Source organism: Natrialba magadii ATCC 43099, assembly GCF_000025625.1.
GTDB classification, from domain to species: Archaea; Halobacteriota; Halobacteria; order Halobacteriales; family Natrialbaceae; genus Natrialba; species Natrialba magadii.
The window spans coordinates 3065902-3076920 of record NC_013922.1 but is presented as its reverse complement, the minus strand read 5'-3'; the positions used below and the strand labels follow the sequence as shown (position 1 = coordinate 3076920).

Here is an 11019-nt window from a genome sequence, read left to right as displayed (position 1 = left end):
TCCGGAGCGTGAGTCTCTGCCTGCGTTCGGCTGCTTTATATACTCAGTTGTGTCTCAGTTGCTCCGCGTCTCGGTCGCTTACGGCGTTCTGACGTACTCGACGAACGCGAAGCCGTCGTGCTCGTCGCGTTCAACTTCGTCGAAGTCGGTTCGATCCCAGTCGGGGAACTGCGTGTCACCGTCTGGCTCCTCGTGCACTTCGGTCACGATCAGTCGATCGAGCGCGGGCAGGTACTGCTCGTAGACGGTCGCGCCGCCCGCGACGAACACCCGGTCGGCCCCGTCGTGGCGCTCGTCGGCCGCGGCTGCTGCCTCCTCGACGGCCGACTGCAAGTCGTGAGCGACGACTGCGTTCTCGGGCGTCTCGAGGTCCCGGCTCGTCAGAACGACTGTGGTTCGCCCGGGGAGCGGTTCGCCGAGCGCGTCGACGATGCTCTCGTAGGTAACCCGGCCCATGATGACCGGATGGGCCATCGTGGTCTCCTTGAAGTGTTGCAAGTCTTCAGGGATGTGCCAGGGCATGTCGCCGTCCTTGCCGATGACGCCGTTGTCGGCGACGGCGACGATGCCGACGAGTTCGTGGTCGGGTTCGACGACCGGGTCGGTGTCAGCGCCGGTGTTGACGGTCATTCGGCGACTCCGAACGTGAGCCCGTCGTGTGACTCGTACTCTCGCAGCGTGACATCCTCGTAGGACAGGTCGTCGATCGTGGCCGCGTCGACCTCGAGCGTCGGCCGCTCGAGTGGTTCGCGCGAGAGCTGTTCGAGCAGTCCCGGGACGTGATCGAGGCGTTCGTCACCGTCGGCCTCGGCGGGTGCTTCGGACTCGAGCCACTCGCGGATCTCGCGGTACTCGGTGCGCTCCTCGACGTCGGCGAGTCGAGTCTGCAGCGCTTCGAGGTTGTCCGCGTACCACTCCCCGCGGTCGCCGCGGCCGCAGTAGACGTGGGCGTCGACGACGGTGTGGGCGAACGTGCCGGGTTCGAAGCCGGTCTGCTTGGCGACGAGTTTCGTCAGGAGCGCGTAGGCCGCGATGTTGAACGGGATTCCGAGCGCGATGTCGCCCGAGCGCTGGGTAAGGTGACAGTTCAACCGGTCGCCCTGGACGTTGAAGACGAACGAGTAGTGACACGGCGGCAGGGTCGAAACGGCCGCGTTCGCGGGGTGCCAGGCGTTGACCACGAGTCGGCGCGAGTTCGGCGAGTCCGAGAGCGTATCGATTACGTACTGCAGTTGGTCGAAGGTCCGCCGCGTCTCGCCGTCGGCGGTCTCCTCTGCGGTGACCCACTGGTGGCTCTCGTCCGGCCAGGACTCGCCCGGCAGCTGTGCGGGTTCCTCGGGAACCGGGAAGCGTCGCCAGAAGCGGCCGTAGGCGGTGTCGAGGTGGCCCTCCTCGTCTGCCCAGGCGTCCCAGATTTTGGTTTCCTCACGGAGGTCCTGAATGTGTTCCTCACCCGAGAGATACCAGCAGACCTCGTGGAGCATCGAGTTCCAGCGGTAGCCGTCCATCTGCTTGGTCGTCAGCAGGGGGTAGCCCTCCTGTAGGTCGACCTCGTAGTGCTCGCTGAACGAGGAAATCGTGTCGACGCCGGTGCGGTTGGGCTTGTACGCCCCCTCGCTGAGTGCCGCGTCGACGAGGTCCAGGTACTGTTGCATTGTCGGCCCGTTCTGTGTGCGTCGCCTTTAGCGTTGAGTTTCGAGGAAGTCACAGAATAGTTCGCATACGCCGCCGACTATTCATACATCAATCATGTTTGTGTATCAGCGGTTCGCTCCTGTATTGCCTGTCGAACGGCGAGACCCATGAGATAGGCCATTCCACCAAAGAGTACGGCACCAACTATCCCTGCCAGTGGTCCATTAGTCAGCCCCTCGATAAGTTCTCCACGAGGGTCGAGTTTGTACCCGAGTGCTCTCGGAGGAGTATACCGAGTGTCCATCGAGCCACGCAGATACCCAACGGCTGGTGGAAACACGAACAGCCAGAGGATGCTACTGAAAACGACACTGAGTCCCGAGAGCACACCCGCTCGTGACCAGCCGGCACAAAATGCAATCCCCACTGAGAGGAACACCAGTAGAACGCCGAGCCCGCTGTCGAAGCCGAGTAGAAAGAGGACTGACGCAAAGAGCGGCAGGAGGAGTGTCGCGATCAGAACGAGAATTCGGGGGCGTTTCTCTCCAAGAATCGCGTCCCGGAAATCCATGCTTGCAGTTGTGAGTGTAACAACAAAAAGACCGTCGCCGATTAGCTGATCAGTTGCTTGTGAGCACTCGATTCACTCACGAATCGCATCGCGCATTGTCTCGGCCTCCGCGTCGGTGAGCACTCCCGCGAGATCGAGCAACGACCGCTCGCCTGCGATCCGGTCGATCGTGTCCGAGATAGATTCTCCCCCTCGCTTCCGCGCGTTGAGCCGCTGATACGCGTCCTCGGTAAGACGGACGTTCCGGTACTCGGTGTCGCCCATGTAGACATAGACGTGGAGAATCGGCGTAACTGTCGTGCCGGTCTCCAAACGAACACTTTCACTCCGTTGTCCAAACCATCTTTAGCCCCGCGTCCCTGCCACCGACTACGACGACACTATGGCAGGTCCCACCGGTACTCGAGTACTCGCCCTCCCGCCGACCACGGTACTCGAGCGATCGGTTGCGACGCTCGAAGATATCGCGGCGACGGTCGGTCCGGATGCGGTCTGGCTGTTCGGATACGCGCGCGAGCCGACGGCGGCGGCCCGCGCGCGCCACGTTATGGGCGTGCCGGTGATTCACCCGCCGCTCGAGACGGCCGACAGTGGGGCGCTCCCTCGACACAGAATTGGTGACGAACTCGAGTTCGTTGTGGCGCAGCATCCGCGGGCGCTCGGTGCGGTTGCTGGTGCTGATTCTGGTGCTAATGCTGGCGCGATTGCTGGTGCTGAGAGGGCTGCTGATGTTGGGAACAGTGCTGGTGGCGGCGACAGCGACAGTGACGGTGACGGTGACGGTGCTGATAACGGGAGCAAAACTCAACCCACGAGCGCCGACGCCCTCATCTGCGACCAGATCACGACCACGACGCGGCCCACCGCACTCGAGACGACCCTCGATCACGCGGGCGAACTTGCGGCGGCGCTCCCGTCCGGTCAGGAGACCAGCGTGCTGACTGGTGGACTGCCCGCCGGCTACGACGAACGGTGGCACCTCGACGCCGGAACGGGAGCCGTTCGAACCGTCGCGCACGACCCGCTGCTTACCGCCGAGTCAGTCGCCGACGACGCCGTTGCGGTCCGCGTCCGGGGAGCCGGCCCCGTCGACGGCTATGGCGGCGCGAAATCCGTCGTGGCACTCGAGTACAGCGCCGACGGAACACTCTCGAGTACAGCCTACGCACCTGGTGATTTCGGACTCGAAGCGGTCACCGGAGTCGGCCAGAAGACAGCGAACCGCCTCGAATCGCAGGGAGTGACGACTCGGGCGGAGCTACTGGACGTATCGGTCGCAGCGCTCGCCGATATCGAGGGCATCGGGGCAAAGAGCGCGCGCAGAATGCACGACCACGCGCGGGTACTCGAGTCGGGCGAGCCGCGCCGACTCACGGACGAGCCACTCCCCGGCGAAGCGTGGGGGCGGCCGCCGCTCTGTCTCGACATCGAAACCGACGGGCTCTCGCCGACGATCATCTGGCAGATCGGGGTCTACGATCCTGAATCGGACACCCATCGAGCGTTCGTCGAGCGCGACGATCCCACCGACGGGGCATCGGTCGTTCGAGAGTTCTGCGACTGGCTGCTCGGCGTCCACCCGAATCGGGCGCTGCTCACCTGGAACGGCCGAGGATTCGACTACCGACATCTGGATGCGTTCGTCGCTCGCCACTGCCCCGAGTACGTTGACGACTGGGAGTCAATCCCGAAATTCGACCTCTACCGCTGGGCGACCGACCGTGAGGACACCGGCAACGCGCTCCTCCCCGGCCGGACGAACGAACTCGACGTCGTCGCGGCCGAACTCGGCTACGAGGGCCTGGGAACCGGACTCGACGGCGCGCGAACGGCGGCGGCCTACCAGCGATTCATGCGGACGGGAGAATCGGCTGTACTCGAGTGGGACCGCCACGAAGCCTACTGTGAGGACGACTGTCGGGCGCTGTGGCACGTCTACGAGCGGCTTCGGAATGCGCCGCGAGCGTCGGGTGTGGGGAGTGCAGCAGGATCGTCGCCAACTCGAGACGACTCACGCGACGACAGCACCGGCGGTTCGACCAGCAAGCAGACTGGACTTGGTGATTTCTGAATGGCAACGAACGAGGACGGAGATGGGGGAGATGAGGACGATCAGGACGAACAGGGCGACCGGGGCGACCAACAAGCGATCCCGATCACTGGCGAGGAGTTGCGAAAGACGTTCCCGCGCGCAGGGGCTCGCGAGTCCGGTGACATCTCCGTCCTCGAACTCCCCGGCCGGGACGCAGCGACCGTTTCGAACGCCGACGTCCTCCGCCCGGAACTCGCCGAGCAGTTAGACCACGACCTCTACGCTCACCAGGCCGAGGCGCTCGAGGAACTCGAGTGTGGGCAGAACGTCTGCGTCGCGACGAGCACTGCCTCGGGGAAGACACGAATCTATGCGCTCCAGATCGCGAGACACTATCTGGATGCGCGCGAGCGGGCCGCAGAGACAGGCGGGAAAAAGGAAAGACAGAACGGAGGCGAGAAGGCGGGTGCACGTGCAGCGTCGGCTCCCACGCCGACCGCCTACATCTGCTACCCCACGAAAGCTCTCTCGCGCGACCAGGAGCGCGAACTGAACGACTTCTACGACGATCTCGGTCTCGATATCACCGTCCGCGTCTACGACGGCGACACCGAACGCGGGGAGACGCGCCGCCAGATCCGCGAGGAAGCGGACGTCATCATCACCAACTTCGCCGGCGTGAACACCTACTTGCACGACCACGACCGCTGGGCACGCTTCTTCTCCGCCTGCGACCTCGTGGTCATCGACGAATCCCACACCTACACCGGCGTCCACGGCATGCACGTCGCCTGGATTATCCGCCGACTGAAGCGCGTGCTCGCCTACTACGACGCCGATCCGCAGTTCGTCCTCACCAGCGCAACGATCGGAAATCCGGGCGCACACTCGAGTACCCTGATCGACGACCCGGTAACGGTGGTCGACCAGGACGGTTCCCCGACGGGGCCGCGGGAACTGGTGCTGTGGAATCCGCCGCCGCAGTCGAGCGAGAAAGACGGGGACAGAGCCGGTGCCGAAGACGCCGTCACCGACCGCGTCCCTGCCACCGTCGAAGCACCGCGGCTCCTCTCGCATCTGACCTACCACGACGCCCAGACGCTGCTGTTTACGCCCTCCCGAAAGCTCGCCGAACTCTCGGTCAAGCGCGCAGCGAAACACCGCCGCGACCGGTCGCGATACTACACGAACCCGGACCGGGGCAGCGCCATCGAACCCTACCACGCGGGCCACTCGCGGCGGAATCGACACGGCACGGAACACCAGCTCAAGACCGGCGTGCTCGACGGCGTCGCCTCGACGAATGCACTCGAGTTGGGGATCAACGTTGGCAAGATGGACGCCACCGTCCAGTTGGGCTACCCCGGCCAGCGCCAGTCGTTCTGGCAGCAGATCGGTCGCGCTGGCCGTGGGGCAAACCGCGCGCTCTCGGTGCTCGTCGCGGGACACCGTACCCTCGATCAGTACGTCGTGAGTAATCCGGACTACCTCCTCGAGAACGACGTCGAGGACGCCGTCGTCGACACCGAGAACGACGCGGTCTTCGCACAGCACCTGCTCTGTGCGGCGGCCGAACTCGCGCTCGACGAGCGCGACGCCGGTGCAGACGGACTCGCCGACCGTGAGCGACTCGATCGGGCGATCGAGATGTGGCGACGCGCAGGGAAGCTGACGGGCCACCTCGAAACGGGCGTCTCCTACACCGGTCCGCCCAGACCGCAGGGATCGATCTCGCTGTACGCCACGACCGGCGAGGAGTATACGGTCGAACTCGCTGACGGCGTCGACGAGCGCCACGACCCCGAGATGGAACCGCTCGCCGAGGAGCGCGTGCTGCGGGACTTCCACGAGGGCGCGGTCAGGCTCCACGAGGGCCAGCAGTACGAGGTCTGTGCGGTCGATCACACGACGCCGCGGCCCTCGGTGACGCTGCGCCCGACGGATGTAGCGTACCACACACGGACGCGCACGGACGTGACGGTTCTCGACGCCGTCTCAGAGGAGTCGCGCGAGATTGGGTCCTTTACGCTCCACTTCGGCCGCGGGCGAGTGCTCGTCTACCACGACACCTACGACGAGGTCGCGATCCACGGCGGCAAAAAGAAAGCACAGCAACTCCCCACCGGAAACCCGCCGCTCTCGATGGAGACGCAACTGTGCTGGCTCGAAGTCCCCGAGCACGTCGAGTCCGCGCTGGTCGAGCGGTACCGAGACTTTTCCGTGCCGGGACTGGACAGCGACCTCGCAGATACCGCCCATCTCGGCTACGCGGGCGGCCTCCACGCCGCCGAGCACGCGACGATCGGTGTCGCCCCACTGGAACTGATGGTCGACAAGCGCGACCTCGGCGGACTGGCGACGCTGTCGATCGACTCGCATCTGGCCAGCGCCGCATCGGACGGGAACGGTGACGACGAGACGAGCGTCGGCGAAGATCCCGCCCCGCAGAACATCGCCGCTGCCGAGGCCACCGTCAGGGAACTCGCGATGGGCCTCGACCGCAAACCCGCGAGCGGCTGGTTCATCTACGACGGAATCGACGGCGGACTCGGTTTCTCGCGGGCGATCTACGAGAACTTCGAGGCCGTCGCTCGGCGGGCGCGCGCCCTGATCGAAACCTGTGACTGCGGCCGCATCGACGGCTGTCCCGCTTGCGTGATGGACGACCAGTGCGGGAACGACAACCAACCACTACACCGCGAGGCGGCCGTCGACGTGTTAGACCTCCTCCTAGCGAGTGCGAGTGGGGATGGTAAAAAGAGTGTACTCGAGTCCGATCTGCTGGTAGACGACGGTGAGAGCGGAGATGGGGAGAGAGGTAGAGATCGCGACAAGCATGACACTCGTGAGACCGATGACAGACGGCCGCCGCTATTCTACGCCTGATGGTCTACGTCTGAGGGTGAGACGACGCAGCAGCAACTGAGACACCAAGCTGATCGAAGACGAACGACCAGACGTCGAGTTGCTCCTCGACGACCATCCAGGTCGGCTTGCCAGTTCCGTGGCCGGTATCCCGGTATGTCTTACAGAAGAACGGACCACCCGCGGCGACCGACTGCATGCGTGCGGCCATCTTCCAGGCGTGTACCGGATGCACGCGCGTGTCGTCTTCGGCCGTTTTGAAGAGGACAGCCGGATACTCGGGGCCGGAGCCGTTCGTCCCATTGGTAACGTTGTGGTACGGTGAGTACGCCTTGATCCACTCGTAGGCCTCCGGATCGTCCGGTGACCCGTACTCGCTCGTCCAGGACGCACCGAGCAGGAAGGTGTGGAATCGGAGCATGTCGAGCAGCGGAACGTGACAGCAGACCGCTGTGAACAGGTCCGGCCGCTGTGTCAGTGCGGCACCGACGGTCAGCCCACCGTTCGAGCCACCCGAAATCGCCAGGCGATCGCTCGACGTGTACTTCTCGTCGATCAAGTACTCCGCGGCCGCGATTATGTCGTCGAACGTGCGCTGTTTGTTCTCGTGGCGTGCCGCCTCGTGCCATTCCTTGCCGAACTCGCCGCCACCGCGGAGGTTTGCGTGTGCGTACACGCCACCCGCACGAAGGAATTCGAGCCTGTACTTCCGGAAACTCGGCGTCAGGCTGTTTTCGAACCCACCGTAGCCGTACAGCAGCGTCGGGTTGTCGCCGTCGCACTCGAGGTCGGCCCGGTGGACGACGAACATCGGAACCTCGGTCCCGTCGGCGGACTCGTACCGGACCTGTTCGACGGTCAGGTCGAACTCGAGTGTAACGTCAGGCTGGTCGAGTTCCGTGACGGTGTCTGCCTCGAGGTCGTAACGACAGACGGCTGGCGGGTGGTCGAACGACTGGTAGCTGAAGAACGCCTCGGAGGCGTCAGGAGTGCCATCGAGGCCGGCCACCGTTCCCGTTCCCGCCCCCGTCCCCGTCTCCGTCTCCGTCTCCGTCTCGGCTCCGGGGAGATCGATCGACCGCACGTGCTCGCCCGCGAGGTCGAACAACTCGAGTTCGGAGACGGCCGCGCGCTCGTACTGTACCAGCAGGTGGTTGTCGACGACAGCCGCGTCTTTGATGATGCCGTCTCGTTCGGGGATCAGTTCTGGGAGTTCGTTGGGATCGACTACATCGAGGGACCCGGCGAGGTCGAGTTCGAGAAATCGGTAGTACGGTGCGTCGAGGTCCGTCTGCAGGTACGCACCGTCCTCGTGAATCAGTGGCAAGTAGACGTGGTCGGCGTCAGTGATGACTGGTGTCAGGTCGGTGTCGCCGACCGCGGCGTACAGCAGGTCGCTGCGGTCCCAGTCGGCGACCAACGCGACGAGCAGCTGGTCACCAGCTCGATCCGTCACGAGCAGTGGCCACGTCGACGCCTCGTCGATCTCGTAGACGAGGTCGTCCTCGTCACCATCGGGGTCGGCACCGTGTTCGTGGTAGTGGATGCTCTTCTCGAGTTGGGCCTCGCCAGCCAACCCCGTTCGGCTGTAGTAGAATCCGTCGGGTGTCCACGCAAGTGACTGGGGAGTAGTGCGGCCAACGGCCGACAGTTCCTCGATCACGGTTCCCGAGGGCACCTCGATGACGACGATGTCGTACAGTTCGTCGCCACCCTCGTCGACGCCGTACGCGAGGCGCTCGCCGTCCGGTGAAACGGTCCACCACCCCATCGCCTTCGTTCCGTCCTCGCTGAACTCGTTCGGATCGACGAGCACCTCGCGCTCGGACTCGAGTGACTCTCGAACGTACAGCACTGCCTGGTCGTCCTCGTCTGTCTCGATTTCCTGAAAATACCCCGTCGGCGCTGCTGTCACCGCGCCGTAGTCGGTCGTCCGGGCCAGCGACTCGAACTGCGGGCGCAGTTGTTCGCGAGCCTCTCGGGACTCGAGATAGTCGTTGGCGTACTCGTTCTGGCGGTCGACCCAGTCGTCGACGGCTTCGTCGTCCGATTCGAGCCAGCGGAACGGGTCGTCGACCATGTCGCCGTGGCGTTCGTAGCTCGTGTTCTCGCGCTTTGAGTGTGGGGGACCAGCAACCATACCAACCGGATACAAAGGTTGTCCTATTGAAACGACTGGTTTGTAACCGGGTATACCCCAGAACTGAAACCGAACTCGCGCTCGAAGAAAGCCGAAGGTGCAATATGCGACTTGTGTGACAGTCAACTAGTGCAATGTCTGCCCTCCGAACCGCGCTTCTCGAGTGGGACGCGGATCGCATCGTCACTGTCGTCACGGCTGGTGTGGCGGTATACAGCTCGATGCAACTGACGGACGGCTCGGTCACCGGGGTCGCACTGGCCGTCTGTCTCGCGGCTGTACTCGGCGGTTCGTGGTGGGGTGTGACGCGGTTCTTCGAGCACGCTCAGCATCGGTAATGGCGCTGCATGCAGTGTCGGTACACTGGCTGGGGCAGTGGCCAATGTACACAAACATGCGTACTTCTTGCTCGTGGAAAGAGCAACACTTACAGGTTCGTGCGTTTCGGTATCGACCATGTCAGAGACCGTGCTCCTGATCGGCGGCGGCGGTCGCGAACACGCCATCGCCCGCGCGCTGGAGAACAGTGAAGCAGACCTCTACGCCTGCGCCGGCAACCGAAACCCCGGCATCGCCCGCATCGCAGACGGCTTCGAAACACTCGAGACGACCAACCCGAAGGCCGTCCTCGAGTTCGCCGAGGAAGTCAACGCGACGATCGCCGTCGTCGGCCCCGAAGCGCCCCTGCAGGCCGGCGTCGCAGACGAACTCGAGTCCGCCGGCATCTACGCCTTCGGCCCGAAGGAGGCTGAAGCCCGCATCGAGACGGACAAAGCCTTCCAGCGCCGGTTCATGGCCGAACACGACATTCCGGGCTGCCCGGACTTCGAGACGTTCGACGACATGGACGCCGCCTGCGAGTTCGTCGACGAGTACGACGGCGACCTGGCGATCAAGCCCGCGGGACTCACCGGCGGCAAGGGCGTCAAAGTCATCGGCGACCAGGTCACCGCTGAGGAGGGCAAAGCGTACATTCGTGACTCCGACTACGATCGGATCGTCCTCGAGGAGCGCCTCATCGGCGAGGAGTTCACGGTCCAGGCGTTCGTCGCCAACGGCGACGTCCGAACGGCACCCGCCGTGCAGGACCACAAACGCGCCTACGAGGGCGACGAGGGGCCAAACACGGGCGGCATGGGCAGCTACTCCGATGCGACCACCGCGCTCCCGTTCATGACTGACGCAGACTACGACGACGCCGTCTCGATCATCGAGGCGACCGTCGACGCACTCGAGGACTACCGTGGAATTCTGTACGGCCAGTTCATGCTCACCAGCGAGGGCCCGAAGGTCATCGAGTTCAACGCCCGCTTTGGCGACCCCGAGGCGATGAACACGCTTCCGGTCCTCGAGACGGACTTCCTCGAAGTTCTGACAGCTGCACGGGACGGCGACTCGCTCCCGGCACTCGAGTTCGCGCCGCAGGCGACGGTCTGTAAGTACGCGGTTCCGGAGGGGTACCCAACGGAGCCGGAAGCGGGCGCGAAAGTGCAGGTGGACGAGGAGAGTGCCGGCGATGCGCTCCTGTACTACGCCAGTGTCGACGAACGCGACGACGGAATCTACACGACGACCTCGCGCTCGTTCGCCGTCGTCGGACGTGCGGACTCGATTACCGACGCAGAGGAGATTGCCGAAGACGCGCTCGAAGTCGCCGGCGAAGAGGGGCTACACATGCGCCACGATATCGGGAAACCGGAACTGGTGCAGCAGCGAATCGATCACGTCGAAGCGTTGCGCAGCGAGTAGCTGCAGTCGCGACTGCTGCTGTAGCGG

Annotated in this window: 9 protein-coding genes; 4 read left to right on the top strand and 5 right to left on the bottom strand. The window is 64.3% G+C overall.

Features of this window, described 5'->3' with window-relative positions:
- Positions 1–78: 78 nt before the first annotated feature.
- The 4 genes from NMAG_RS14430 to NMAG_RS14415 all read right to left on the bottom strand — a co-directional run bounded on the left by NMAG_RS14430 (position 79) and on the right by NMAG_RS14415 (position 2470).
- Positions 79–630 carry a dihydrofolate reductase gene (locus tag NMAG_RS14430; protein WP_004214772.1) on the bottom strand — a complete coding sequence of 184 codons (552 nt, stop codon included), beginning with the start codon at positions 628–630 and terminating at the stop codon, positions 79–81.
- A complete protein-coding gene (gene thyA, locus NMAG_RS14425; RefSeq protein ID WP_004214773.1) occupies positions 627–1655 on the bottom strand; it encodes a thymidylate synthase in 1029 nt (342 codons plus the stop codon). The genes NMAG_RS14430 and thyA overlap by 4 nt, the downstream gene beginning before the upstream one ends.
- 92 nt (positions 1656–1747) lie before the next feature.
- The gene (locus tag NMAG_RS14420; RefSeq protein WP_004214774.1) at positions 1748–2206 is read right to left on the bottom strand and encodes a hypothetical protein; all 459 of its coding nucleotides are present in this window, start codon (positions 2204–2206) and stop codon (positions 1748–1750) included.
- A gap of 72 nt (positions 2207–2278) precedes the next feature.
- Positions 2279–2470, bottom strand: coding sequence for an antitoxin VapB family protein (locus tag NMAG_RS14415; RefSeq protein WP_191219360.1), 192 nt, complete (start codon positions 2468–2470; stop codon positions 2279–2281).
- A gap of 118 nt (positions 2471–2588) precedes the next feature.
- On the opposite strand from NMAG_RS14415, the gene NMAG_RS14410 reads away from it, so the two are divergent.
- Both NMAG_RS14410 and NMAG_RS14405 read left to right on the top strand, forming a co-directional pair.
- Entirely contained in the window at positions 2589–4277 is a 1689-nt protein-coding gene (locus NMAG_RS14410; RefSeq protein ID WP_004214776.1) for a ribonuclease H-like domain-containing protein, read from the top strand.
- Positions 4278–7124, top strand: a complete 2847-nt coding sequence (locus NMAG_RS14405) for a DEAD/DEAH box helicase (protein ID WP_004214777.1) — start codon at positions 4278–4280, stop codon at positions 7122–7124. It begins immediately after the preceding gene.
- 4 nt (positions 7125–7128) lie between these two features.
- Here the strand turns inward: NMAG_RS14405 and NMAG_RS14400 are convergent, their stop codons facing one another.
- The gene (locus tag NMAG_RS14400) at positions 7129–9243 is read right to left on the bottom strand and encodes a prolyl oligopeptidase family serine peptidase (RefSeq protein ID WP_004214778.1); all 2115 of its coding nucleotides are present in this window, start codon (positions 9241–9243) and stop codon (positions 7129–7131) included.
- A gap of 134 nt (positions 9244–9377) precedes the next feature.
- Between NMAG_RS14400 and NMAG_RS14395 the strand changes: the two genes are divergently transcribed.
- On the top strand, positions 9378–9581 hold the full coding sequence (locus tag NMAG_RS14395; protein WP_004214779.1) for a hypothetical protein: 204 nt from the start codon (positions 9378–9380) through the stop codon (positions 9579–9581).
- A gap of 118 nt (positions 9582–9699) precedes the next feature.
- Complete coding sequence (gene purD, locus NMAG_RS14390; protein WP_004214780.1) at positions 9700–10992, top strand: phosphoribosylamine--glycine ligase; 1293 nt, start codon at positions 9700–9702, stop codon at positions 10990–10992.
- Positions 10993–11019: the final 27 nt, after the last annotated feature.

Coding starts and splice junctions, on each gene's coding strand:
- NMAG_RS14430 (WP_004214772.1), bottom strand. CDS start 630: ATGACCGTCAACACCGGCGCTGACACCGACCCGGTCGTCGAACCCGAC.
- thyA (WP_004214773.1), bottom strand. CDS start 1,655: ATGCAACAGTACCTGGACCTCGTCGACGCGGCACTCAGCGAGGGGGCG.
- NMAG_RS14420 (WP_004214774.1), bottom strand. CDS start 2,206: ATGGATTTCCGGGACGCGATTCTTGGAGAGAAACGCCCCCGAATTCTC.
- NMAG_RS14415 (WP_191219360.1), bottom strand. CDS start 2,470: ATGGGCGACACCGAGTACCGGAACGTCCGTCTTACCGAGGACGCGTAT.
- NMAG_RS14410 (WP_004214776.1), top strand. CDS start 2,589: ATGGCAGGTCCCACCGGTACTCGAGTACTCGCCCTCCCGCCGACCACG.
- NMAG_RS14405 (WP_004214777.1), top strand. CDS start 4,278: ATGGCAACGAACGAGGACGGAGATGGGGGAGATGAGGACGATCAGGAC.
- NMAG_RS14400 (WP_004214778.1), bottom strand. CDS start 9,243: ATGGTTGCTGGTCCCCCACACTCAAAGCGCGAGAACACGAGCTACGAA.
- NMAG_RS14395 (WP_004214779.1), top strand. CDS start 9,378: ATGTCTGCCCTCCGAACCGCGCTTCTCGAGTGGGACGCGGATCGCATC.
- purD (WP_004214780.1), top strand. CDS start 9,700: ATGTCAGAGACCGTGCTCCTGATCGGCGGCGGCGGTCGCGAACACGCC.